The following is a 22,660-nucleotide window of genomic DNA, read 5'->3' as shown; positions in this document are numbered from 1 at the left end:
AAGCGTGGCGTCTTAGCGGGTCTGCTGGATCGCCGAGAGGATCCACGGGCGCCCGGGCGTGCGCACGAAGGTCCAGAACTCGGTCGCCTCGCCCGGCTCGGTGGAGACGACGCGGTTGCTGTTCCGGTCGATCGTCACGTCCTTCAGGGTGTAGCGCATCGCCACCGTGGCGAAGTCCTGCGCGCCCTCGCCCCACGATTCCGACAGGTCGCCCTGCTGCAGCTTCACGTCCGAGATGCGGTTGACGACGCCGCGGGCGGCATTGCCGCGCAGCTCCTCCTCGAAGTAGCCGGCCATCTCCGGCGTCGCGAGGTTGCGCAGGCCGACCATGTCCTCGTGCGAATAGGCGTCCTGGACCTCGTTGAGCAGGCGCTCGAACGACTGGAAGTCGTTCGGGCCGATCTGCACCGGGCGCTGCTGCGGCGGACGCTGGGGGCCGCCCATCATGCCGCCGGCGCCGGCCGAACCGCCGAGGCCGGGATTGCCGCCCCCGGCCGCGTTCGGATCCATGCCCGAACGGGCGTAGGGCGCGCCCGCGGCGGCCGGCTCTCCGTTGCGGCGGCGGAACCAGCGCACCGCGAAGGAGACGAGCAGCACGACCAGGCCGACCTGCAGCAGCAGACCGAGCATGGAGGCGATGCCGCCGAGCCCGCCGAAGAAGCCGCCGCCGAGCAGCGCGCCGAGGAGGCCGGCGCCGAGCAGGCCGGCCATGAAGCCGCCGCCGAAGCGGGGGCGCGCGGCAGGGGCCTGCATGCCGGGGTTGGTCATGCCCGGCGAGGGCTGCGTCTGGGTCCGCTGCATCGGCGCGGCGCTCGGGGCGGTCGTGGTGGCCGACGGCGCGTTGAACGTGCGCGAGCCGCGCGAGCCCATGCTGGCGCCGCCGCCCGGCCGGGCCTCGACGGCGGGCGCCGCGACCGTCAGCGCGGCCGCCAGCGCCAGGATGGTCGCCGCACGCTTGCGGCGCGTGGTGGAGGTGAGCATCGATACGCCTCTAATCATCTCGAAACGTCGTGGACGTCGTCAAACGTCCTGGCGCGAGCGCCGACGATTAAGATGGTGACGCGGGGCGCGGGGTTTTAGTCCGTCGGTCCGCGATGTTTTCCGCAGCATCGCGAACGAATCGTCAGTGCGGGCCGGATGCGGCCCGCTCGGGCGCGGCCGGAAACACCAGCCGCACCTGCGTGCCCTCCCCCGCCCGGCTGTCCAGGGCGATGGTGCCGTTCTGCCGCTTCATCAGCCCGTGGACGATGGCGAGCCCCGCCCCGCGCCCGGCCTCGCGGCTGGTGGCGAAGGGCGCGAGCGCCCGGGCCAGCATCTCCGGCGACATGCCGGCGCCGGTGTCGGCGATGCGGATGCCGACCGCGCCGTCCTCCGGACGCTGGACCGACCGGTCGCCGGGTGCGATGCGGAAGCTCTCGATCCGGATCGTGCCGCCGTCCGGCATCGCCTCGCAGGCGTTGGTGACGACGTGGCCGAGCGCCAGCTCGACCTGGAGCGGGTTGCTGATCGCCCGCGGCAGGCCGGGCGTGCCGGCGACCTCCAGGCGCACGCCGGCGGGCAGGCCGGGGCGCAGGCGCTCCGCCGTCGCGGCGACGAGCGCGTCGAGGTCGATCGGGCGCACGTCGGGGGCGATCTTGCGCGAGTAGGCCAGCAGCTGGCGCGTGAGGATCGCGGCACGCTCGGTGGCGTCGGTCGAGCGGCTCATCGCCCGCTGGATGAACGGCTCCTGGCTGTCGCCGAGCCGGCGCTTCAACCCGTCGATGTAGCCGATCAGGATCTGGAGGAAGTTGTTGAACTCGTGCGCGACGCTGTTGGTGAGCAGCCCCAGCGCCTCGCGCTGTCGCGACAGCACCAGGGCGCTCTCGGCGTCGCGCCGGCGCGTCACGTCGAAGACCTGCCCGAGGCGGTACGGGCTCCCGGCGATGGGACCGAGGGTCAGGCGCGCCCAGAAGGTGGAGCCGTCGCCGCGCGCCGCCAGGAACTCGGCGCCGTCGTCGAGGGTGCGGCGGTCGGCCGCCAGCAGCCGGACGTTCCGCCCGACCAGGGCCGCGGCCTCCAGCCCGGCGAGGTGCAGCAGGGCCGGGTTGGCGTGGACGATCGGCGCGTCGGGCCGGCGCGGGTCGAACAGGAAGGCGGGCGCCGCGGCATCGAGCAGCGCGGTCCAACCGGCCTCGAGCGCCGGTTCGTCGAAGGCGTCCGCGTCGGGCTCTGCCATGCTCTCGTCCGGCCTCGCGGAGCGACGGCCCCGACGCGCTCAGCGATAGCCGCATCGCGCCGGACGGCCAAGCCTGAAGCGCGGCCGCGGGACGCGGCGGCGGTCGGGCGCCCAAGTGCAGAAGCGGGTCCACCGTCTCTCGCAGGCCCATCCGGGGCTGCGTCGGGCCTCAGGCCCTTCAACACAATCGCGTCATTCCGCGGCGCCGAAAGCGCACGCAGAATCCAGAACCGCAGGCCGTGCTCGGGAAAGCGCCGCCGACGGGTCTGGATCCCCGGCTCCGCTGCGCGGCCCCGGGACGACGGAGCGGAGGACCGACCGCCCCCCGACAGCCTCTACTGCCGGATCCACATCACCCGGGCGATCCAGGCGATCTCGCCGACGTTGAGGTTGCGGTCTTCGTGCTCGGGGTTGAGCGAGGCGAGCTCGACCGTGCGCGCGGTGCGCCGGCGGAGTTCCTTGGCCAGCACCTCGCCGGAATGCAGCCGCACCACCACGCGGTCGCCCTTGCGCACGCCGGCCGACGGCGAGACGATCAACACGTCGCCGTCGCGGAACAGCGGCAGCATCGAATCGCCTTGAACCTCCAGGGCGAAGGCGCGCTCCTCGCCGAGATCGGGAAACTCGATCTCCTCCCAGCCGGGGCCGCCGGTCGGCATGCCCTCGTCGGTGAACTGGCGTCCGGCGCCGGCCTGGGTCAGGCCGATCAGCGGAACGGTCGCGCGCGGCGGCCCCTCGCGCGCCTCGATCAGCCGCAGGAAGTCGTCGAGGCTGGCGCCGGTCGCGGCCAGCACCTTCGACACCGATTCGGTGGAGGGCCAGCGCTTGCGGCCGTCGACGCCGACGCGCTTGGATCGGTTGAAACTGGTGGCATCGAGGCCGGAACGTCGGGCGAGGCCGGATGGCGAAAAGCCGTGGCGCTCGGCCAGACGGTCGATGGCATTCCAAATCTGCTCGTGGGACAGCATGCGTGACCAAGGCGAAAACGACCGCTGAGACGCACGGCCTAGTTGTAGGAAAGTAGAACTACGGATTGAAAAAGGCAATCGGCCGAATGGGTGATCCATGCCGTTCCGCTGGCCCGATCGCACCCCGAAACGGTTGCCAGGAGGCGGCCCGGCACCCTATCGACGGCGCATCGGAGACCGGGTGCCGCGATGACGCTGATCTACAAGATCTGTCCCGAGACGCTTTGGCGGGACGCGGAGGGCCTCGGCCGGTTCACCGGCGCCGGGATCGACCGGGCCGACGGTTTCATCCACTTTTCCACAGCCGCGCAGCTCGCGGAGACCGCGCGGCGGCACTTTTCCGGACAGAACGACCTCGTGCTCGTCGCCGTCGAGGCGGAGGCGCTCGGCCCCGCGCTGCGGTTCGAGCCCTCCCGCGGCGGCGATCTGTTCCCGCACCTCTACGGCGACCTGCCCCTCGACGCGGTACGCAGCGTGAGCGCGCTGCCGCTCGGCCCCGACGGCGTGCCCGCGCTGCCCGCGGAGATTCCGGCATGATCGGCGCCCTGTTCCCGCTGCTTCGCCCGGCCCTCCACGGCCTCGACGCGGAGCACGCACACAACCTCACCGTTCGCGCGCTGACCCTGCTGCCGGCCCGCACGCCGCCGGCCGACGATGCTCGGCTCGCGGTCGAGGTGTTCGGCCGAAGGTTTCCGAATCCGGTCGGGCTCGCGGCGGGTTTCGACAAGGGCGCGCAGGCGGCCGACGCCCTGCTCGGCCTGGGTTTCGGCTTCGTCGAGGTCGGCGGCGTGGTGCCGAAGCCCCAGCCCGGCAACCCGCGCCCGCGGGTGTTCCGGCTTCCCGGCGACCGGGCGGTGATCAACCGTTTCGGGCTCAACAGCGCCGGCCTCGACGTCGTCGCCGAGCGCCTGCGGGCGCGGGCCGGGCGGCCGGGGATCGTCGGCGTCAACATCGGCGCCAACAAGGACGCGACCGACCGGCTCGCCGACTACGTCGCCTGCACCGGGCGGCTGGCGCCGCTGGTCGACTTCGTCACCGTCAACGTGTCGTCGCCCAACACCCCGGGCCTGCGCGACCTCCAGGGCGAGGCCTTCCTCGACGACCTGCTCGCCCGCGTGGTCGCGACCCGCGACGCGGCCGCGGCCCGGAACGGCACGAAGGCCGCGATCCTCCTGAAGATCGCCCCCGACATCACGCTGGACGCGCTCGACGCGATCTGCGCGACCGCGATCCGCCGCGGGGTTCAGGCGCTCGTGGTCTCGAACACCACGATCGCGCGGCCGGCCTCGCTCACCGAGACGAAGCTCTCGGGGGAGGCCGGCGGCCTGTCCGGCCGCCCGCTCTTCGCGCCCTCGACGCGGATGCTGGCCGAGACCTACCGGCGCGTCGGCGACAGGCTGCCCCTGGTCGGCGTCGGCGGCATCGACTCGGCCGAGGCCGCCTGGACCAAGATCCGCGCCGGCGCGAGCCTGCTGCAGCTCTACTCGGCGCTGGTCTACGAAGGCCCCGGCCTCGTCTCCACGATCAAGCGCGGCCTGCTTGAGCGGATGCGGGCGGAGGGGCTGGCGAGCCTGGCCGACATCGTCGGGCGCGACGCGACGGCGTTGTCCAAGGCGGCTTAGACCGGCGCCCTTCCCTCCCCCGCAGAGGGGGGAGGGAAGGCGCGGCTTCGTTTGCAGTCACGGGAGCGCTTGCCGCCCGCTCATGCACGCCGCCGGGTCCCGACCAGCACCGCGCCGGCGACGACGGCGCCGATCAGACCCCACTTCACCGGCAGCAGCGCGGCCCCCTCGCTCGGGAGCGGCTCCGCGACGAAGCGGCCGGGTGCGATCTCCACCCCCGGCTTGCCGTGCGCCCGCGCGTCGGCGATCTGGCTCGCCGTGACGGCCCAGGCGGCATCCCGGGCCCGGTCGTGCGCCATCATCGCGATCGCGACCGCGCAACCGGCCGCCAGCGCCGCGACGATCCGAACCCGTGCCTGCATCGACCGACCCTTCGCCGTGTCCGGAAACGAGAACCGTTAAAAATGCGCGCGTGCCGGACGCATGAGGGGGGTGCGCCGGGGCACGATTGAGAAGCACCCACGCGGTCTCTTATCTCGCAAGTGCGTGATCGCCACGCGCGAAACCCGATTCAGGCCCCGTCATGACCGACCCCGTCGCCACGCCCAAGCGCTCCTCGGCCGCAGGCGGCTGGGGCGCGCTGAAGAGCTGCGGCAAGCATCTCCTCGGCAGCCGCTCCCCGCTCTCGGGTGCCCGCGCCCTGCTCAAGGCGAACCAGCCCGACGGGTTCGACTGCCCCGGCTGCGCCTGGGGCGACCCGGAGCACGGCTCGTCGTTCGAGTTCTGCGAGAACGGCGTGAAGGCGGTGTCGTGGGAGGCCACCGACAAGCGCACGCCGCCGAAGTTCTTCGCGCGCCACACCGTGACCGAGCTGCGCGGCTGGAGCGACTACGCCCTCGAAGGCGAGGGCCGCCTCACCCATCCGATGCGCTACGATTCCGCGAGCGACCGCTACGTCGCGGTGACGTGGGATGCGGCCTTCGCCGAGATCGGCGCGACGCTGCGCGGCCTCGACCACCCGGACCAGGCCGAGTTCTACACTTCCGGCCGCGCCTCGAACGAGGCCGCCTACCTGTACCAGCTGTTCGCCCGCGCCTACGGCACCAACAACTTCCCCGACTGCTCGAACATGTGCCACGAGGCCAGCGGCATCGGGCTCGGCCAGGCCATCGGCATCGGCAAGGGCACGGTGCTCCTGGAGGATTTCGAGAAGGCCGACGCGATCTTCGTCGTCGGGCAGAACCCCGGCACCAACCACCCGCGCATGCTGGCCGACCTGCGCAAGGCCGCCGAGCGCGGCGCCAAGGTCGTCGTGTTCAACCCCGTGCGCGAGCGCGGCCTGGAGCGCTTCGCCGACCCGCAGAACACCGTCGAGATGCTGCGCGGCGCGAGCCGGCCGATCGCCAGCCACTACCTGCAGCCGCGGCTCGGCGGCGACATGGCCGCCTTCCGCGGCATCGCCAAGGCGGTGTTTTCCGCCGACGACGCGGCGCTCGCCGCCGGCCGCCCCTCGGTGCTCGACCGCGCCTTCCTCAACAGCCACACCGAAGGCCTCGCCGCCTACCGCGCCGCGGTCGACGCGACCACTTGGGACGCGATCGAGGACCAGTCGGGCCTCGCCCGCGCCGTGCTCGAGGAGGTGGCGGCGATCTACGTCGCCTCGTCGAAGTCGATCGCCACCTGGGCGATGGGCGTGACCCAGCACCGCCACTCGGTGGCGACGGTGCGCGAGATCGCCAACCTGATGTTCCTGCGCGGCAACATCGGGCGGCCCGGCGCGGGCCTGTGCCCGGTGCGCGGCCACTCGAACGTGCAGGGCGACCGCACGGTCGGCATCAACGAGAAGCCCCCGGCCGCCCTGCTCGACGCGCTCGAGCGCGAGTTCGGCTTCGCAGCGCCGCGCCGGCACGGCCACAACGTGCTGGCTGCCATCGGCGCGATGCTCGACGGCAGCGCCAAGGCCTTCATCGGCCTCGGCGGCAACTTCGCCCGCGCCACGCCGGACACGGCCCTGGTGGCCAAGGCGCTGGCCTCGTGCGAGCTGACCGTCCACATCGCGACGAAGCTGAACCACTCGCACCTGGTGCCGGGCCGGGTCGCCTACGTGCTGCCCTGCCTCGGGCGCACCGAGATCGACCGGAACGCCGCCGGCAAGACCCAGATCGTGACGGTCGAGGATTCGATGAGCATGGTCCACGGCTCGGGCGGCATCAACAAGCCGGCCTCGAAGGAGCTGCGCTCGGAGATCGCGATCATCGCCGGCATGGCCGCGGCCACCGTCGGCTCGGGCCGGATCGACTGGGCGGAAATGGCCGAGGATTACGACCGCATCCGCGACCGGATCGAGCGCACGATCCCGGGATTTACCGGCTACAATGTCCGGGTGCGGCGTCCGCGCGGCTTCATGCTGCGCAATCTCGCCGCCGAGCGGGTGTTCGAGACCGCCACCGGCCACGCCAACTTCTCCGCCGACGCGCTCCCCGAGGCGACCGAGCATCAGGTGGCCTCGGCGGCCGAGAACACCTTCGTGCTGCAGACCTTCCGCAGCCACGACCAGTACAACACCACGATCTACGGCCTCGACGACCGCTACCGCGGCGTCTACGGCGAGCGCCGGGTGATCTTCTGCCACCCGGACGACCTCGCGACCCTGCGTGAAAGCTTCGGCGAGCGGGTCGACGTGGTCGGCCTGCATGCGGACGGTACGTCGCGCATCGCCGAGGATTTCCGGCTGGTGCCGTTCGACATGCCGCGCGGGAGCCTGGCCGGCTACTATCCCGACCTCAACGTGCTGGTGCCGCTCTCGACCTTCGGCGCCGAGAGCGACACGCCGACCTCGAAGTCGGTGCTGGTCACGGTGCGCGGTCGCGCGGAAGCGGCCGCGGCGGCTTGAGCGAGGCCGACGACGCCGCGTTCCTGGCGCTGGTCGACGCGATCGCCCGCCGGCGGCCGGATCTCGGATCGATCGAGGCCGTGCTGCTGGCGGCGGCGAAGGGCGGCCTGGCCGCCGACAGCCGCAGCCTCGCCAAGGCCCTCGACGTCGCCCACGCCCACGCGCTGCGCGCCGTCACCGCCCTGGAGGAAGCCGGGCTCCTCGCAGTGGGCCGGCGCGACGCCCGGTCGGGCCGGGCGCACTACGCGTTGACCGGGGACGGCACGGCCCTGGTCGCCGCCGCGGCGGCCGACCCGGCATGACGCCTGCCTGCGGGGCGGCGAACCCGTGGGGCAGCGTTCGAGGGAAGCGAGGGCTCGGGATGGACACGATCCACCGGTCGGCCGCGGCCGGCTATGCCGCCCAGGCCGACACCTACGTCAGCGGCCGCCCGGACTATCCGCCCGCCCTCGACGGCTGGCTGCGCGACGACCTGCGGCTCGGCCCCGGCCGCACCGTGCTCGACCTCGGCGCGGGCACCGGAAAGTTCACCCCGCGCCTCTCCGCCACCGGGGCGCGCGTCGTTGCCGTCGAGCCGGTGCCGGCGATGCTGGCACGGCTCGTCGCGCGAAATCCCGATGTCGCGGCGCATCCGGGGCATGCGGAGGCCATCCCCCTCGCGGACGGTTCGGTCGACGCGGTCGTCTGCGCGCAGTCCTTCCACTGGTTTTCCACCCCGGCGGCGCTCGCCGAGATCCGCCGCGTGCTCCGCCCCGGCGGCACGCTCGGGCTGGTCTGGAACGTGCGCGACGAATCCGTGCCCTGGGTCGCGGCGCTGACGCGGATCGTCGACGCCTACGAGGACGACACCCCGCGCTACCGCACGCAAAACTGGCGCGCGGTGTTCCCCGGCCCGGGCTTCGGCCCCCTGCACGAGCGGCGCCTGCCGCACCGGCACGTCGGACCACCGGAGGACGTGATCGTCGGCCGTGCGCTCTCGGTCAGCTTCATCGCCGCCCTGCCCCCGGGCGAGCAGGCGGCCGTCGCCGCCGAGATACGGGGGCTGATCGCCGCCACGCCGGACCTCGCCGGGCATGACAGCGTGGCCTACCCCTACGAGACGGTGGCGTTCCACTGCACGGCATCGGGCTGACCGGTCGCGATTTGATGCCGGAACAGCCCAGGACGTTGTCACGAGCCAGGAAGGGGAGACCTCATCGCGGGAGGAATATCGAACTCGCGAGCGATGTCCGTGATCCCTGGATCACGGGAATAGCTCCATTTGGGAGGTCGCGTTTTCTGCACGCGAACCGGAAGCAACCTCGCCCAGGAATGCTCCAGCTCTTTCCCCGAAGCGAACACGACGATTGCCACGATCGACGCCGTCATCCTCTCGGATGAGCCGGCAGCGGATCGATCTGCAGAGGCGCGGGGCGAACGAGGCCGCACGCCCGATCGCCGATCGCGAGGGTCTTCATCTGATCGGCCTTGAAGCGTTCGGCGAACGCGTCGGGAATCGCGCACCACGCCCGATGCGTTTCGATCCAGGCGATCGCAATGGCGCCATTCCGCTGCAGATCACCGAACAGTGCGCAGGTCGCCTCAGGCGTCTTCGTGATCGCCGACTTCGGACCGGCATTCACCGCCGCCACGAACGCCCTGCGTTCCTCGATCATCTCTTGAAGTTTGCCGCACTCGGCTGGCTGCGCGAGCGCTACGGTTCCATGCAAGGCGCTTCCAGCGAGAGCGGCCGCCAGTGGTCGAGAGATCGCGCTCAGCATGAGCTTGACCCTTCGCGTTGCCGCAGCGTCGGAGATGGCTACGGCGTGTGGTGCGCGTTGCGCGTTTCACGCGGATCGGCGCTTCCCGAAAGCGGCCATTCGTCGTCCGCCCGTCCCCTCACTGCCCCTTGGCCTTGATCGCCTCCGACCACGTCACCGCGCGCTTGGCCATGCCGACGTGCTGGCGCTCGTACATGCGGTTCTCGACCTTGATCGCCGCGCGCTTGGCGTTCTCGGGCCGGTCGAAGGCCTCGAGCACGAGGCGGGCGCGGCGGACCTCCTCCTCGGTCGGGGCGAAGGAGGTGTTGGCCGGCTCCAGCTGGTTGGGGTGGATCAGCGTCTTGCCGTCGAAGCCGAGGTCGCGCGCCTGACGGCACTCGGCGCGGCAGCCCTCAACGTCGCCGATGTCGTTCCACACGCCGTCGAGGATCGTCAGCCCGGACGCGCGGGCCGCGGCGAGGGTGAACATCATCCACGGCAGCATCGGCACGCGGCCGGGCACGAGCTGGGCCCAGGTGTCCTTGGCCAGGTCGTTGGTGCCGAGCACGAAGCAGGTGAGCCGGGTGCGCCGGTCGCGGCTGGCGCGGGCGATGTCCTGGATGTTCAGGATCGCGGCCGGCGTCTCGATCATCGCCCAGACCGCGATGTCGTCCGGCGCGTCGAGGGCCTCGAGGTGGTCGGCGATGCTCTCGAGCACGGCCGGCGAGGACACCTTCGGCATCAGGATCGCGTCCGGCCGCGCCTCGATCGCCGCGCGCAGGTCCTTCTCGCCCCACGGCGTCTGGGGGGCGTTGACGCGGATGATCAGCTCGCGGTCGCCGTACGCACGGCTCTTGACCGCGGCGCAGACCTGATCGCGGGCGAGATCCTTCTCCTCCATCGAGACCGCGTCCTCGAGGTCGAGGATCAGGCAGTCGGCCGGCAGGGTCTTCGCCTTGTCGAGCGCACGCTGGTTCGAGCCCGGCATGTAGAGGACGCTGCGGCGGAGGCGGAGATCGGACATTCGGCTGGGACCCCGGATAAAATCGCGCGACCCTACCGCAACGCACTCGCCTGACCAGGGGCCGCGGCGCCGAAACCCGGAGATTCCGGCGCAATCGAAACCGCCGACGCCGTGTCGTTCGTGCAACGGCCGGGCCCCGCTTTGGTCACGTTCCGCGGCCAAGGGCTGGGGAAACGCCACCGATCGAAGGGCAAGACCATGCTGCGACACGCACTTTTCGGGCTGATGCTGACGGCGGGCCTCGCCCTGCCGGGGCCGGCCTCGGCCGCCAGCAACACAGTGGTCGGCGTCGGTTCCGGCGCGGTCGCCGGCGCGCTCGTCGCCGGCCCGATCGGGGCGGTGGCGGGGGCGGTGATCGGGGGCGTCGTCGGCTCCTCGAGCGAGCGGGCGCGGCGCCCGCGGATGCGGCGCGCCCGCCTCGTCCGGCAGCGGCGCGCGGAGGCGCCGGCCCGGCGCAGCGTGCAGCGCCGGGTCGAGGCGGTGCCGCCGGCCGGGTCCGCGCCGACCACCTGGAAGGACCCGCGCTGAGGCGGGCCGCTCAGGCGCGGCCCGGGAGGAACGTCCGCCGGGCGAGCCCCGGATAGGCCAGCGCCTGCCCGATGCCGCGCGCCCCGAGGAAGGCGAGGAAGGCCAGCCACAGGCCGGCATTGCCGAGATTCAGGCCCTGCACGAGCACGAGGGCGGCGCAATAGGCGGCGAGCGCGGCCAGCATCAGGTTGCGCATCGCCCGCGTCCAGGTCGCGCCGATGTAGATGCCGTCGTAGGCGAAGGGCAGCGCCGCGACGAAGGGGGCGGCGGCGGCCAGCGGCAGGTAGCGCCGCGCGACCGCGCGCACCGGCTCGCTCGTGGTGACGAAGTCGATGAAGGCGTGGCCGCCGACGAGCGCCAGCAGGCTGACGCCGAGGCCGAAGCCGAGGCACCAGCCGAGCGACAGCGCCGACGCCTTGCGGAACCCGCCGGCGTCGCGCCCGCCGACCGCCTGCCCGCACAGGGCCTCGGCGGCGGTGGCGAAGCCGTCGAGGAAGAACCCGCCGATCAGAAACAGATTCCACAGCACCGCGTTGGCCGCCAGCACCGCGTCGCCCTGGCGTGCGCCGAGCGCCGAGAACAGGACGATGCCCGACACGAGCGCCAGCGTCCGCACGATCACGTCGCCGTTGACCGCGAGCGTGCGCCGCAGCGCGACGGGATCGCGGACCTCGGACCACGGCACCCGCCAGGGCTTCGAGCCGAGGCGGACCAGGATCGCGAGGCCGAGGGCGAGGCCGGCCGCCTCCGCGATCACGGTGGCGAGGGCGGCGCCGGACAGGCCGAGGTCGAGGCCGAGGACCAGCGCGAGCGTCAGGCCGATGTTCACCAGGTTGATCGCCACCTGCAGCAGCAGGCCGAGATCGGTGCGGCCGCGCCCGAGCACCGAGCCGAGCACGGCGTAGTTCGCCAGCGCGAACGGCGCCGAGAGGATGCGGATGTGGATGTAGGTCGCGAGCCCCGCGATCACCGCGGGGCTCGCGCCGGTGATCCGGAAGGCGGCGGCCGCGATCGGTCCTTGCAGGACGACCAGGGCGAGGCCGGCGACGAGGCCCGCCGCGAGGGCGCGCGCCAAGGTCCGGTCGACCTCGGCGCCGTCTCGGGCGCCGACCGCCTGCGCGGTGAGGCCGGCGGTCGCCATGCGCAGCGCGCCGAACGACCAGAACAGCGCGTCGAAGATCACGGCGCCGAGGGCGATCGCCCCGAGCAGCGCGGCGTCGCCGAGCCGCCCGATCACCGTGGCGCCGACGAAGCCGAGCATCGGCGTGGTGACGTTGGCGATCGTCATCGGCAGGGCGAGCGCGAGCACGCGCCGGCCGGTGATGGGCTCGATTGGGATCACGCGGCCTCCGGGTCGCGGTGGAGACTAGCCTACCGCGAGACCGCGAACAGCCGCGAGATGAGCCACAGCGGCACCACCACCACCGCGCCGGCCAGGATCCAGCCGCCGAAATCGTGGAAGGTGGCGAGGCCGAGATCGATTAGCGCGCAGGCCGCGTCGTAGATCTGCCAGAACAGCCGCGCCGGGGTCAGCCCGAGCATCGCCATGAAGGCGCCGACCAGGACCGAGAGGAACAGCAGCCGCAGGAACACGCCGGCCGGCGAGCCGCCGAGGAAGCGGCGCAGGGCCGAAGCGCGATAGCCCGGCGGCGGTCCCTGGTAGGGGTCTCCCGAATAGTTCTGGCCTGGGCGGCGCGGGTCGTGCTCGACGATCATCGACATTCCTTTGCGGGATGAAGGTCTTCCAACCGTCCGAAGCCGGCGGAACCGTGACGGATGCACCACACCGGGCGCGAAACCGGATCGTGGTTCGGGCGTTAGGCGGTTTCGCCGGCCGAACCGAGATGGCAATGCGGCGCTCGCGCGCCAAGATGGGTTCGGAATTCGCGGATGCCGTGACGCCTCGCCCCGCGCAGCCCCAAAAGACGAGACGAAACGCCCCATGATCGACCACGCCCTGTTCGACCCGGCGACGATCGATCCGGACACCAAGCGCCTCAACGCCGAGATCGTCGCGGCGCACGCGGCGCAGGCCGACCCGTGGTCGCTGCCCATCGCCGAGGTGCGCGCGCGGCGCCGCGCCGGCACGCCCGCCTCGCCCGCGATGCCGCGCAGCGCCCGCGCCGAGACCATGACGATCGACGGCCCCGGCGGCCCGCTGAACCTGCGGGTGATCCGCCCCCGGGCCGGCGTGAAGCTGCGCGGCGCCTACCTGCACATCCACCGCGGCGGCTGGGTCTGGGGCTCGGCCGACGAGCAGGACCCGTGGCTCGAGCGGGTCGCCGACACCTGCGGCTTCGTCTGCCTCTCGGTCGAGTACCGCCTCGCCCCCGAGCACCCCTACCCGGCGGCGCTCCTCGATTGCGAGGCGGCGGCGCTCTGGCTCGCCGGCCCGGGCAAGGCCGAGTTCGGCATCTCGGCGCTGACCATCGGCGGCGAATCGGTCGGGGCGCACCTCGCGGTGATGGTGCTTCTGCGCCTGCGCGACAAGCACCGGCTTCCGCGCGCCTTCCGCGGCGCGAACCTCAACGCCGGCTTCTTCGACCTCGGGCTGACCCCGTCGGTGCGCAACTGGGGCGACGAGCGCCTCGTGTGCAACACCACCGACCTCACCGCCTTCGCCGACGGCTACGTCCGCAACGGCATCGACCGGCGCCGGCCGGACGTGTCGCCGATCTACGCCGACCTCAAGGGCCTGCCGCCGGCCCTGTTCACCGTCGGGACCTGCGACCCGCTGCTCGACGACACGCTCTACATGTCCGCCCGCTGGGCGGCGGCGGGCAACGGCGGCCACACGGCGGTCTATCCCGGCGGCTGCCACGTCTTCATCCGCTATCCCGGCGCGATGACGGAGCGGGCGCTGGAGCTGATCGACCGCTTCCTGATGGCGCTCGCCTGAGCCGGCGCGCGGCGGCCGACCCAAGCGCCCTGCCGCCGGCCTTCGCCGCCTGGTTCGCCGCGCGCGGCTGGGCCCCGCGGCCGCACCAGCTCGACCTGCTGCGCATCGCGGGCGCCGGCCGCTCGGCGCTGCTCGTCGCCCCGACCGGCGCCGGCAAGACGCTCGCCGGCTTCCTGCCGAGCCTGGTCGCGCTGTCGCAGAGCCGGGCGAAGCCCTCCGGGCGCCGGCTCCACACGCTCTACATCTCGCCGCTGAAGGCGCTCGCCGTCGACATCGCCCGCAACCTCGACGCGCCGGTGGAGGGCATCGGCCTGTCGCTGCGGATCGAGACCCGCACCGGCGATACCCCGTCGCACAAGCGCACCCGCCAGATCGAGCGGCCGCCGGACATCCTGCTGACCACGCCCGAGCAGCTCGCCCTGCTCATCGCCCACCGCGAGGCGACCGAGTTCTTCTCCGGGCTGCGCTGCGTCGTCCTCGACGAGCTCCACGCCCTCGTCACCTCGAAGCGCGGCGACCTGCTGTCCCTGGCGCTCGCCCGCCTGCACCGCCTCAGCCCCGGCCTCACCGCGATCGGGCTGTCGGCGACGGTGCGCGAGCCGGACGAGCTGCGGAAGTACCTCGTGCCGCAGAACGCCGCCTTCCCTCCCCCCCCTGCGGGGGAGGGTAGCCCGCGAAGCGGGTCGGGAGAGGGGAGCGCCGCTTCCGGAAATGTCGCTCCTCTCTCCCGACCCTCGCTCACGCGAGGCCCACCTTCCCCCGCAGGGGGGGGAGGGGAAGGTCCACGCATGGCCGACCTCGTCGTCGTCGCCGGCGGCGCGGCGCCCGACCTGCACCTGCTCGACACCGGCAAGACCTTGCCGCTCGCCGGGCACACCGCGTGGCATTCCATGCCGGCGATCTACGACCTGATCCGGGCGCACCGCACGGTGCTGGTCTTCGTCAACACCCGGCTCCAGGCGGAGTACACCTTCCAGGAGCTGTGGCGGCTCAACGACGACGTGCTCCCGATCGCGCTCCACCACGGCTCCCTCGACGCCACCCAGCGCCGCCGGGTCGAGGCGGCGATGGCGGCGGGCTCGCTCCGGGCGATCGTCTGCACCGCGACGCTGGACCTCGGCATCGACTGGGGCGACGTCGACCTCGTGGTCAACGTCGGCGCGCCGAAGGGGGCGAGCCGGATCATGCAGCGGATCGGGCGCGCCAACCACCGCATGGACGAGCCGTCGAAGGCCTACCTCGTCCCCGGCAACCGCTTCGAGATCCTGGAATGCCAAGCGGCGCTCGACGCGGTCGAGGAGGCGGCGCAGGACACGCCCGACGCCCGCCTCGGCGCGCCGGACGTGCTCGCCCAGCACGTGCTCGGCATGGCCTGCGCCGACGCGTTCGACCCGGTGGCGCTCTACGACGAGGTGATCTCGGCCGCCCCCTACGCCACCCTGTCCTGGGAGGATTTCGAGGCGGTCGTCGACTACGTCGCCACCGGCGGCTACGCGCTGCGCGCCTACGAGCGCTTCGCCAAGATCCTGCGCGGGCCGGACGGGCTGTGGCGGGTGCGCGACGCGCGCGTCGCCCAGCAGTACCGGATGAACATCGGAACCATCGTCGAGGCGGCGAAGGTGAAGGTCCGGCTCGCGCGCGCGATGCGGGGCAAGCCCAACACCGTGCTACCGAAGACCGGCCGGGTGCTCGGCGAGATCGAGGAGGATTTCGCCGACACGCTGACGCCGGGCGACACCTTCCTGTTCGCCGGCGAGGTGCTGCGCTTCGAGGGCCTGGCCGAGGACGAGGCGATGGCCACGCGCGCCGGGCCCGGGACCGACCCGGCGATCCCGTCCTATGCCGGCTCGAAGTTCCCGCTCTCGACCTACCTCGCCGCCCGCGTCCGCGCGATCATCGCCGACCCGTTCGAGTGGGACCGGCTGCCGCGCCAGGTCGCCGACTACCTGCTCCTCCAGCGCAGCCGCTCGCTGCTGCCGGGCGAGCGCGACCTCCTGGTCGAGACCTTCCCGCGGGCCGGGCGCCACTACCTCACGGCGTTCCCGTTCGAGGGCCGGCTCGCGCACCAGACGCTCGGCATGCTGCTGACCCGGCGGCTGGAGCGCGCCGGCCTGCGCCCGCTGGGCTTCGCCGCTAACGATTACGGCATCGCGATCTTCATGACCCGCGACCTGTCCGAGCGGATCGCCCGGGATCCCGCCTTCCTCGAAGACCTGTTCGCCCAGGACATGCTCGGCGACGACCTCGACGCCTGGCTCGACGAATCCTCGATGATGAAGCGCACCTTCCGCCAATGCGCGGTCATCGCCGGGCTGATCGAGCGCCGCCATCCCGGCATGAAGAAGACCGGCCGGCAGGTCACGATCTCCACCGACCTGATCTACGACGTGCTGCGCAAGCACCAGCCCGACCACCTGCTGATGCGCGCCGCGCGCCAGGATGCGGCAACCGGACTCCTCGACGTGAGGCGGCTCGGCATGATGTTGGAGCGCATCCAGGGGCGAATCACCCACAAGGCCCTCGACCGGGTCTCGCCGCTCTCGGTCTCCGTGATGCTGGAGATCGGGCGCGAACGGGTCTACGGCGAGGGCGCCGACGAGATCCTGGCCGAGGCCGAGGCCCAGCTTCTCGAGGAGGCGCTGGGGTGACGCCGCCCTTCCCTACCGACGAGGACACCATCTTGGCGCTCGGCCTGAGACTCGAGAAGACTCAAAAATCCCCCGGCCTGCAGCTGTCCGGCGAGACCCTCACCCTCGACCGGTGCGGCGGCCTGTGGCTGGCCGATCACCGCACGCTGATCGTCTCCGACCTCCACCTCGAGAAGGGCTCGGCCTACGCCGCCCGCACCGGCCAGTTCCTGCCGCCCTACGACACCCGCGAGACGCTGGCCTGCCTGCACGAGGCGGTGGCGCGCTTCGACCCGGCCTGTATCGTGGCGCTCGGCGACAGCTTCCACGATTCCCGCGGCCCCGAGCGGATGGAGCCCGGCGACCGGGCGATGGTCGCCGCCCTGCAGCAGGGCCGCGACTGGGTCTGGATCGCCGGCAACCACGACGCCGCCGTGAGCGAGGGCGTCGGCGGTCGCTACGCCGAGGTGATGACGCTCGGCGGCCTCACCCTCCGCCACGAGCCGACCCCGGGCGCGGCGCCGGGCGAGATCGCCGGCCACCTCCACCCGTGCGGCAAGGTCGCGATGCGCGGACGTGCGGTGCGCCGCCGCTGCTTCGTCACCGACGGCACCCGCCTGGTGATGCCGGCCTTCGGCGCCTATGCCGGCGGCCTCAACGTCCGCGACGCGGCGTTCGAGCCGCTGTTCTCGGCGGGGTTCACGGCGCATCTCCTCGGCGACGGCCGGGTGTTCTCGATCGGGCGGTCGATGCTGGCGAAGGATTGAGATTTTCGCGATGCTGGATCGGCGATTCGAGGATCGTCAGCCATGTCGCGTGCGGTCTACATGCTCGCCAGCCGTCGCCACGGGACGCTCTATCTCGGCGTCACGAACGATCGCGCGCGGCGCGTCCACGAACACAAAGTGAAACGCAATCGCGGTTTCACAGCGACTTACGCCGTGGATCGCCTCGTCTGGTACGAGTTCTACGATCGGATCGTCGATGCCATCGATCGCGAGAAGGCGCTGAAGAAGTGGCGCCGCGATTGGAAGATCCGGCTGATCGAAGACCTCAATCCCGAATGGTCCGATCTCTACCCAACGCTCGCGGGGAGGACAGGCCTCTGAACATCTCCCCGTCATTCCGGGGCCGCGGAGCGGAGCCCGGAATCCAGATCCGCTATCGGTGAAATCTGGGGAACGACCTGTGATTCTGGATTCCGAGCTCGCCTTCGGCGCCCCGGAATGACGGGGCGGTTTCAGGACGAAGCACATCCGTGTCCCTCCCCCTCGTCCTCCGGCAACGTCAGCCCGAAATGCTGGACGAGGTCGGCGACCTGGGCGGGGCTGAGAAGGCGCGGGTTGAGGTTGCGCAGGAGCAGGTAGAGCTTGGCCGTCTCCTCGAGCTCCTCGGTGGCGAAGACCGCGGCCTCCAGGCTCGCGCCGGCGACGACCGGGCCGTGGTTGGCGAGCAGCACCGAACTGTACTTCCCCGCCAGGCCCCGGATCGCGTCGGCGACGCCTGGGTCGCCGGGGCGGTAGTACGGGACCAGCGCCGTGCCGCCGGTGCGCATCAGGTAGTACGGCGTCAGCGGCGGCAGCACCGCCTTCGGGTCGATCTCCGGCAGCATCGACACCGCGACCGCGTGCGTCGAGTGCAGGTGGACGATGGCGCGCGCCTCGGCGCGGCTCTCGTAGAGCGCGGTGTGGAGCGGGATCTCCTTCGTCGGCGTGTCGCCGGAGACCACCCGTCCCGTCGCGTCGAGACGCGAGATCCGGGCCGGGTCGAGGAAGCCGAGCGAGGCGTTGGTCGGGGTCACCAGCCAGCCGCCGTCATCGAGCCGAAGGGAGATGTTGCCCGAGGAGCCCGGCGTCAGCCCGCGCTCGAACAGCGAGCGCCCGTAGCGGCAGATGCTTTCGCGCAGCGTCGACTCGCTCATGTTCGGTTCCTCAAGCCCGATCTCCTATGCGGTCGCGCCCGCCACCAGCTCGAAGCCGAGGTCGATCGTCTCGGCCGGGCCGCCGGCCGCCAGGCGCTCGGCGGCGACCGCGCCGATCCGCAGCCGCGGCGTGCGGATGGTCGAGAGCGGCTGCGGCATCGCCGCGGTGATGTCGAGGCCATTGTAGCCGAACAGCGCGAGGCGGTGCGGGATCGACCAGCCGCGCGCCAGGCAGCAGAAGTAGCCGCCGAGCGCCATGTCGTCGTTGGAGAAGTACACGGCGTCGAGGTCCGGCGTGCGGTCGAGCAGCCGGTCGAGCGCCGCGCGCCCCGCCGTGGCGGAGGACGGTTCTGCGACCACCTCACGGTCGATCAGCCCGTGCCCCGCGCCTTGCAGGGCCGCCTCGAATCCCGCGAGCCGCTTCCCCGCCCGGAGGTCGCGAAGAATGTCGTGGCCGACATAGCCGATGCGGCGGTAGCCGCGCCCGAGCAGGTGCACGGCGCTCGCCTCGCCCACCGCCCGGTTGGAGAAGCCGACGACGAGGTCGAGGCCCGGCCCGTCGGTGTCGATCATCTCGACCACGCGGATCCCGGCGGCGCGCAGGAGCGCCACGGTGCCGGGATTGTGCTCCACCCCGGTGACGACGAGGCCGGCCGGGCGCCACGACAGCAGCGCGCCGACCAGCGCCTCCTCGCGGTCGGGATCGTAGTCGGAGACGCCGATCACGCTCTGGAAGCCGGTGCGGTCGAGCGCCCCCGTCAGCCCGCGCAGCAGGTCGGGGAAGACGATGTTGGCGAGCGACGGGATCACGATGCCGACGAGCTGCGAGCCGGCCGACGTCGCGTTGCCCGCGAGCGACCCGGCCAGCCGGTTCGGCACGTAGCCGAGCTCGGCCACGGCCGCGGCCACCCGGTCTGCGGTGCGCTTCGAGAACGAGCCCTGGTTGCGCAGCACCCGCGAGACCGTGCTCTCGCCGAAACCCGATTCCCGGGCGACGTCCGCCAGCGTCACGAGGCGCCGATGCAGGTTCATGGAGGCCCTTCGCGTGGCGATGCGCTCAGCGACATATCGAGCATCGCTGTCACCCGCAAGCTGATTGGCAGCGCTGCCAAACTGAGATAGGCAGGTTTCAAGCGCCGGAAAACGGTGCGGAACCAAGCAGAACGCCGGCACGCCAAGACGTCGGCGACGGAGGACGCCATGAGTTCACCAGCCGCCGTGCTGCCGGGCAGCGCCGTGCCGTCGAAGGACTTCGTCGAGCAGACCTATACCAAGGTGTTCTGGCGCCTCGTGCCGTTCCTGATGCTCTGCTACGTCGTCGCCTACCTCGACCGGGTCAACGTCGGCTTCGCCAAGCTGCAGATGTCCCAGGACCTCGGCTTCAGCGAGACGGTCTACGGCTTCGGCGCGGGCGTGTTCTTCGTCGGCTACTTCCTGTTCGAGGTGCCCTCGAACGTGATCCTCCACCGGGTCGGCGCGCGGATCTGGATCGCCCGGATCATGGTCACCTGGGGGATCATCTCGGGTGCGTTCCTGTTCGTGAACTCCGCCACGACCTTCTATGTCATGCGCTTCCTGCTCGGGCTGGCCGAGGCGGGCTTCTACCCGGGCGTGATCCTCTACACGACGGCCTGGTTCCCGGCGCATCGCCGGGCCAAGGTCATCGCCGTGTTCATGGCCGCGATCCCCGTCTCGGGCATCTTCGGCAACCCGCTCTCGGGCTGGATCATGGATGCCTTCAACGGCGCCCACGGGCTCGCCGGCTGGCAGTGGATGTTCGTGATCGAGGCGGTGCCGGCGGTGCTGGTCGGCATCGCGGTGTTCTTCTACCTCGACAACCGGGCCTCCGAGGCCAAGTGGCTGACCGACCCCGAGAAGGCGGTGATCGAGCGCGACATCGCGGCCGACAACGTCGGCAAGGAGACGAGCCCGCACTCGATCGCGACCGTGTTCCGCAACGGCCGCGTCTGGTTCATGAGCTTCATCTACTTCTGCTTCGTCACGGGCCAGTACGGCCTGACCTTCTGGATGCCGACGCTGGTGAAAGCCACCGGCGTGCAGGGCAACCTCAACATCGGCCTGATCAGCGCGATCCCGTTCCTGTTCGCGGTGTTCGTGATGATCCTGCTCGGGCGCAGCGCCGACCGGATGCGCGAGCGCCGCTGGCACCTGATCGTGCCCGCGCTCTGCGGCGCGGTCGGCTTCGTCGTCGCCGCCACCGCCGGCAGCACGGTGATCGCGATCATGGCGCTCTCGATCGCCGCGGGCGGGGTGCTCACCTGCGCGCCGCTGTTCTGGTCGATGCCGACCGCATTCCTGTCGGGGGCGGGCGCCGCCGCCGGCATCGCGCTGATCAACTCGGTGGGCAACCTCGCGGGCTTCGCCAGCCCCTACGTGATCGGCGCCCTGAAGGACTACAGCGGCAACACTGCCACCGGCATGTACGCGCTCGCCGCCATGCTGCTGCTCGGCTCGGTCGCGACCTTCGTGACGCCCAAGCGCCTCGTGAACCGCTGAAACCGGCGCACCTTCCGCAGACCCCCGACCGGACATCCCCGATGACAGCACCCTCCTCCGCCCGGCACGCCGCGGTGATCGGCCTCGGCTCGATGGGCTTCGGCATGGCGGCCTCGCTGCTGCGGGCCGGCTGCACGGTCGCGGCCTGCGACGTGAACCCCGAGGCGGTCGCCCGCTTCTCGGCGGCCGGCGGGCGCGGCACGGCGAGCCCGGCCGAAGCGGCGGAGGGCGCGAGCGTCGTGATCTGCGTCGTCGTCAACGCCGCCCAGACCGAGGCCGTGCTGTTCGGCGAGGCCGGCGCCGCGGCGGCGATGCCGGAGGGCGCGGTGTTCGTCTCCTCGGCGACCATGGACCCGGCCGTCGCCCGGCGGCTGGCGGCGCGGCTCGAGGCCACCGGCCGGCACTACCTCGACGCGCCGATGAGCGGGGGCGCGGCGCGCGCCGCCGACGGGGCTCTGACCTTCCTCGCCTCCGGCTCGGCCGCCGCCTTCGATGCGGCGCGCCCGGCGCTCGATGCGATGGCCGGCACGCTCTACGAGCTCGGCGACGAAGCCGGCCAGGGCGCGGCCTTCAAGATGATCAACCAGCTGCTCGCGGGCGTGCACATCGCCGCCGCGTCGGAAGCCATGAGCTTCGCCGCCAAGCAGGGCCTCGACCTCGCCCGCGTCTACGAGGTGATCACGAAGTCGGCCGGCAATTCCTGGATGTTCGAGAACCGGATGCCGCACGTCCTCGACGGCGATTACAGCCCCAGAAGCGCGGTCGACATCTTCGTCAAGGACCTCGGCATCGTGCAGGACATGGCGCGCGCCGAGAAGTACCCGGTGCCGGTGGCGGCCGCCGCCCTGCAGATGTTCCTGATGGCGTCGGGCTCGGGGATGGGCCGCGACGACGATGCCTCCGTCGCGCGGTTCTACGCCCAGGTCTCGGGCGCGACCCTGCCGGCCGCGAAGCGCTGAGGAGGTCCATCCATGCCGCGCTTTGCCGCCAACCTCACCCTGATGTTCACCGAGCTCCCCTTCCTCGACCGCTTCGCCGCGGCCGCGGACCAGGGCTTCGGCGCCGTCGAGTTCCTGTTCCCCTACGCGCATCCGGCCGACGCCATCGCCGACCGCCTGGCGCGCCACGGCCTGACCCAGGCGCTGTTCAACCTGCCGCCGGGCGACTTCGAGGCGGGCGAGCGCGGGCTCGCGGCCCTGCCCGAGCGCTTCGACGAGCTGAAGCAGGGCGTCGCGACCGCTCTGCGCTACGCCGAGGCCACCGGCGTCGGGCGCCTCCACCTGATGGCGGGGCTGGCCGACCCGAACGATCCGGCCGCGCGCGACGCCTACCGCCGCGCCGTCGCCTGGACCGCCGACGCTCTCGGCGCGGCGGGGCTCGACCTCGTGCTGGAGCCGATCAACGGCCGCAACATGCCGGGCTACTTCCTGAACGATTTCGGGGCGGCCGCGGCGCTGATCCGCGACCTCGCGCGGCCGAACCTGAAGCTGCAGTTCGACCTCTACCACTGCCAGATCCTGCACGGCGACGTGACGATGCGGCTGCGCGCGCTGATGCCGATCGTCGGCCACGTGCAGACCGCCTCGGTGCCGGGGCGACACGAGCCCGGCACCGGCGAGATCGACGACGCCTTCCTCTTCGCGGAGCTCGACCGGCTCGGCTACGACGGGTTCGTCGGCTGCGAGTACAACCCGGCCGCCGGCACCGTCGCGGGCCTCGGCTGGTTCGCGCCCTATCGCGAAGGCCGGCGGGGGGATGCGCGATGAG

General features: G+C 72.0%; 23 protein-coding genes. 13 read left to right on the top strand and 10 right to left on the bottom strand.

Going from position 1 to position 22,660, the window contains the following annotated elements; translation table 11 throughout:
- Window positions 1-12 precede the first annotated feature (12 nt).
- The 3 genes from MKK64_RS07895 to MKK64_RS07885 form a co-directional block, all read right to left on the bottom strand.
- A complete protein-coding gene (locus tag MKK64_RS07895) occupies window positions 13-981 on the bottom strand; it encodes a TIM44-like domain-containing protein (protein WP_243933270.1) in 969 nt (322 codons plus the stop codon).
- A gap of 142 nt (window positions 982-1,123) precedes the next feature.
- Window positions 1,124-2,215, bottom strand: coding sequence for an ATP-binding protein (locus MKK64_RS07890; protein ID WP_147843453.1), 1,092 nt, complete (start codon window positions 2,213-2,215; stop codon window positions 1,124-1,126).
- 335 nt (window positions 2,216-2,550) lie between these two features.
- Window positions 2,551-3,183 (bottom strand): helix-turn-helix transcriptional regulator, encoded by a 633-nt coding sequence (locus tag MKK64_RS07885; protein WP_147727904.1) that lies wholly within the window; start codon window positions 3,181-3,183, stop codon window positions 2,551-2,553.
- 189 nt (window positions 3,184-3,372) lie between these two features.
- Here MKK64_RS07885 and MKK64_RS07880 point away from each other — a divergent pair, with 189 nt between their 5' ends.
- Window positions 3,373-3,720: a DUF952 domain-containing protein gene (locus tag MKK64_RS07880; RefSeq protein WP_147843452.1), complete on the top strand. Its 348-nt coding sequence runs from the start codon at window positions 3,373-3,375 to the stop codon at window positions 3,718-3,720.
- Window positions 3,717-4,805, top strand: a complete 1,089-nt coding sequence (locus MKK64_RS07875) for a quinone-dependent dihydroorotate dehydrogenase (protein WP_243933261.1) — start codon at window positions 3,717-3,719, stop codon at window positions 4,803-4,805. Before MKK64_RS07880 ends, MKK64_RS07875 begins: the two co-directional genes overlap by 4 nt.
- 80 nt (window positions 4,806-4,885) lie before the next feature.
- On the opposite strand, the gene MKK64_RS07870 is transcribed toward MKK64_RS07875, so the two are convergent.
- Window positions 4,886-5,167: a hypothetical protein gene (locus MKK64_RS07870; protein WP_147843450.1), complete on the bottom strand. Its 282-nt coding sequence runs from the start codon at window positions 5,165-5,167 to the stop codon at window positions 4,886-4,888.
- Window positions 5,168-5,328: 161 nt separating this feature from the next.
- Here MKK64_RS07870 and MKK64_RS07865 point away from each other — a divergent pair, with 161 nt between their 5' ends.
- Genes MKK64_RS07865 through MKK64_RS07855 form a run of 3 tightly spaced genes read left to right on the top strand, consistent with a single transcriptional unit; the run spans window position 5,329 to window position 8,770 of the window.
- Entirely contained in the window at window positions 5,329-7,638 is a 2,310-nt protein-coding gene (locus MKK64_RS07865) for an FdhF/YdeP family oxidoreductase (RefSeq protein WP_243933259.1), read from the top strand.
- Entirely contained in the window at window positions 7,635-7,940 is a 306-nt protein-coding gene (locus MKK64_RS07860) for a hypothetical protein (protein ID WP_243933251.1), read from the top strand. The genes MKK64_RS07865 and MKK64_RS07860 overlap by 4 nt, the downstream gene beginning before the upstream one ends.
- Before the next feature lie 59 nt (window positions 7,941-7,999).
- On the top strand, window positions 8,000-8,770 hold the full coding sequence (locus MKK64_RS07855; RefSeq protein WP_243933250.1) for a class I SAM-dependent methyltransferase: 771 nt from the start codon (window positions 8,000-8,002) through the stop codon (window positions 8,768-8,770).
- Between the two features lie 232 nt (window positions 8,771-9,002).
- Here the strand turns inward: MKK64_RS07855 and MKK64_RS07850 are convergent, their stop codons facing one another.
- Both MKK64_RS07850 and MKK64_RS07845 read right to left on the bottom strand, forming a co-directional pair.
- Window positions 9,003-9,398: a hypothetical protein gene (locus tag MKK64_RS07850; RefSeq protein WP_243933249.1), complete on the bottom strand. Its 396-nt coding sequence runs from the start codon at window positions 9,396-9,398 to the stop codon at window positions 9,003-9,005.
- A 118-nt stretch (window positions 9,399-9,516) separates the two neighbouring features.
- Complete coding sequence (locus MKK64_RS07845; RefSeq protein WP_147729473.1) at window positions 9,517-10,401, bottom strand: HpcH/HpaI aldolase/citrate lyase family protein; 885 nt, start codon at window positions 10,399-10,401, stop codon at window positions 9,517-9,519.
- Window positions 10,402-10,599: 198 nt separating this feature from the next.
- Between MKK64_RS07845 and MKK64_RS07840 the strand changes: the two genes are divergently transcribed.
- Window positions 10,600-10,929, top strand: coding sequence for a hypothetical protein (locus tag MKK64_RS07840; RefSeq protein WP_243933247.1), 330 nt, complete (start codon window positions 10,600-10,602; stop codon window positions 10,927-10,929).
- 10 nt (window positions 10,930-10,939) lie between these two features.
- Here MKK64_RS07840 and MKK64_RS07835 read toward each other — a convergent pair whose 3' ends face one another.
- Complete coding sequence (locus tag MKK64_RS07835) at window positions 10,940-12,217, bottom strand: MATE family efflux transporter (protein WP_243933428.1); 1,278 nt, start codon at window positions 12,215-12,217, stop codon at window positions 10,940-10,942.
- An 83-nt stretch (window positions 12,218-12,300) separates the two neighbouring features.
- Window positions 12,301-12,645 carry a DUF6460 domain-containing protein gene (locus tag MKK64_RS07830; protein ID WP_243933245.1) on the bottom strand — a complete coding sequence of 115 codons (345 nt, stop codon included), beginning with the start codon at window positions 12,643-12,645 and terminating at the stop codon, window positions 12,301-12,303.
- 226 nt (window positions 12,646-12,871) lie between these two features.
- Here MKK64_RS07830 and MKK64_RS07825 point away from each other — a divergent pair, with 226 nt between their 5' ends.
- Genes MKK64_RS07825 through MKK64_RS07810 form a run of 4 tightly spaced genes read left to right on the top strand, consistent with a single transcriptional unit; the run spans window position 12,872 to window position 17,564 of the window.
- Entirely contained in the window at window positions 12,872-13,828 is a 957-nt protein-coding gene (locus tag MKK64_RS07825; protein ID WP_243933243.1) for an alpha/beta hydrolase, read from the top strand.
- Window positions 13,825-16,476 (top strand): ligase-associated DNA damage response DEXH box helicase, encoded by a 2,652-nt coding sequence (locus tag MKK64_RS07820; RefSeq protein WP_243933426.1) that lies wholly within the window; start codon window positions 13,825-13,827, stop codon window positions 16,474-16,476. The genes MKK64_RS07825 and MKK64_RS07820 overlap by 4 nt, the downstream gene beginning before the upstream one ends.
- A 32-nt stretch (window positions 16,477-16,508) precedes the next feature.
- Complete coding sequence (gene pdeM, locus MKK64_RS07815) at window positions 16,509-17,222, top strand: ligase-associated DNA damage response endonuclease PdeM (protein ID WP_147859558.1); 714 nt, start codon at window positions 16,509-16,511, stop codon at window positions 17,220-17,222.
- 42 nt (window positions 17,223-17,264) lie between these two features.
- Window positions 17,265-17,564, top strand: a complete 300-nt coding sequence (locus MKK64_RS07810; RefSeq protein WP_243933241.1) for a GIY-YIG nuclease family protein — start codon at window positions 17,265-17,267, stop codon at window positions 17,562-17,564.
- Between the two features lie 131 nt (window positions 17,565-17,695).
- On the opposite strand, the gene MKK64_RS07805 is transcribed toward MKK64_RS07810, so the two are convergent.
- Together MKK64_RS07805 and MKK64_RS07800 are read right to left on the bottom strand one after the other, a co-directional pair.
- Complete coding sequence (locus MKK64_RS07805; RefSeq protein WP_243933239.1) at window positions 17,696-18,376, bottom strand: aldolase; 681 nt, start codon at window positions 18,374-18,376, stop codon at window positions 17,696-17,698.
- A 24-nt stretch (window positions 18,377-18,400) separates the two neighbouring features.
- On the bottom strand, window positions 18,401-19,408 hold the full coding sequence (locus tag MKK64_RS07800) for a LacI family DNA-binding transcriptional regulator (protein WP_243933231.1): 1,008 nt from the start codon (window positions 19,406-19,408) through the stop codon (window positions 18,401-18,403).
- A 168-nt stretch (window positions 19,409-19,576) separates the two neighbouring features.
- On the opposite strand from MKK64_RS07800, the gene MKK64_RS07795 reads away from it, so the two are divergent.
- From MKK64_RS07795 to otnI, 3 genes are read left to right on the top strand one after another with little or no spacing between them, the layout of a single operon-like run.
- Window positions 19,577-20,893, top strand: a complete 1,317-nt coding sequence (locus MKK64_RS07795) for an MFS transporter (protein WP_243933229.1) — start codon at window positions 19,577-19,579, stop codon at window positions 20,891-20,893.
- A gap of 41 nt (window positions 20,894-20,934) precedes the next feature.
- Window positions 20,935-21,852, top strand: coding sequence for an L-threonate dehydrogenase (gene ltnD / locus MKK64_RS07790; RefSeq protein ID WP_243933222.1), 918 nt, complete (start codon window positions 20,935-20,937; stop codon window positions 21,850-21,852).
- Between the two features lie 12 nt (window positions 21,853-21,864).
- Window positions 21,865-22,659 (top strand): 2-oxo-tetronate isomerase, encoded by a 795-nt coding sequence (gene otnI, locus MKK64_RS07785; protein ID WP_243933220.1) that lies wholly within the window; start codon window positions 21,865-21,867, stop codon window positions 22,657-22,659.
- Window position 22,660 lies beyond the last annotated feature (1 nt).

The organism is Methylobacterium sp. E-025, from assembly GCF_022829705.1.
In the GTDB taxonomy this organism is placed as follows: domain Bacteria; phylum Pseudomonadota; class Alphaproteobacteria; order Rhizobiales; family Beijerinckiaceae; genus Methylobacterium.
Note: the sequence above shows the minus strand (reverse complement) of the source record. Positions and strands in the feature narration are given on the sequence as shown.

Excerpts from the sequence above, each read along its gene's own strand:
- MKK64_RS07895 (WP_243933270.1), bottom strand. The coding sequence starts at position 981 with ATGCTCACCTCCACCACGCGCCGCAAGCGTGCGGCGACCATCCTGGCG.
- MKK64_RS07890 (WP_147843453.1), bottom strand. The coding sequence starts at position 2,215 with ATGGCAGAGCCCGACGCGGACGCCTTCGACGAACCGGCGCTCGAGGCC.
- MKK64_RS07885 (WP_147727904.1), bottom strand. The coding sequence starts at position 3,183 with ATGCTGTCCCACGAGCAGATTTGGAATGCCATCGACCGTCTGGCCGAG.
- MKK64_RS07880 (WP_147843452.1), top strand. The coding sequence starts at position 3,373 with ATGACGCTGATCTACAAGATCTGTCCCGAGACGCTTTGGCGGGACGCG.
- MKK64_RS07875 (WP_243933261.1), top strand. The coding sequence starts at position 3,717 with ATGATCGGCGCCCTGTTCCCGCTGCTTCGCCCGGCCCTCCACGGCCTC.
- MKK64_RS07870 (WP_147843450.1), bottom strand. The coding sequence starts at position 5,167 with ATGCAGGCACGGGTTCGGATCGTCGCGGCGCTGGCGGCCGGTTGCGCG.
- MKK64_RS07865 (WP_243933259.1), top strand. The coding sequence starts at position 5,329 with ATGACCGACCCCGTCGCCACGCCCAAGCGCTCCTCGGCCGCAGGCGGC.
- MKK64_RS07855 (WP_243933250.1), top strand. The coding sequence starts at position 8,000 with ATGGACACGATCCACCGGTCGGCCGCGGCCGGCTATGCCGCCCAGGCC.
- MKK64_RS07850 (WP_243933249.1), bottom strand. The coding sequence starts at position 9,398 with ATGCTGAGCGCGATCTCTCGACCACTGGCGGCCGCTCTCGCTGGAAGC.
- MKK64_RS07845 (WP_147729473.1), bottom strand. The coding sequence starts at position 10,401 with ATGTCCGATCTCCGCCTCCGCCGCAGCGTCCTCTACATGCCGGGCTCG.
- MKK64_RS07840 (WP_243933247.1), top strand. The coding sequence starts at position 10,600 with ATGCTGCGACACGCACTTTTCGGGCTGATGCTGACGGCGGGCCTCGCC.
- MKK64_RS07835 (WP_243933428.1), bottom strand. The coding sequence starts at position 12,217 with ATGACGATCGCCAACGTCACCACGCCGATGCTCGGCTTCGTCGGCGCC.
- MKK64_RS07830 (WP_243933245.1), bottom strand. The coding sequence starts at position 12,645 with ATGATCGTCGAGCACGACCCGCGCCGCCCAGGCCAGAACTATTCGGGA.
- MKK64_RS07825 (WP_243933243.1), top strand. The coding sequence starts at position 12,872 with ATGATCGACCACGCCCTGTTCGACCCGGCGACGATCGATCCGGACACC.
- MKK64_RS07810 (WP_243933241.1), top strand. The coding sequence starts at position 17,265 with ATGTCGCGTGCGGTCTACATGCTCGCCAGCCGTCGCCACGGGACGCTC.
- MKK64_RS07805 (WP_243933239.1), bottom strand. The coding sequence starts at position 18,376 with ATGAGCGAGTCGACGCTGCGCGAAAGCATCTGCCGCTACGGGCGCTCG.
- MKK64_RS07800 (WP_243933231.1), bottom strand. The coding sequence starts at position 19,408 with ATGAACCTGCATCGGCGCCTCGTGACGCTGGCGGACGTCGCCCGGGAA.
- MKK64_RS07795 (WP_243933229.1), top strand. The coding sequence starts at position 19,577 with ATGAGTTCACCAGCCGCCGTGCTGCCGGGCAGCGCCGTGCCGTCGAAG.
- ltnD (WP_243933222.1), top strand. The coding sequence starts at position 20,935 with ATGACAGCACCCTCCTCCGCCCGGCACGCCGCGGTGATCGGCCTCGGC.
- otnI (WP_243933220.1), top strand. The coding sequence starts at position 21,865 with ATGCCGCGCTTTGCCGCCAACCTCACCCTGATGTTCACCGAGCTCCCC.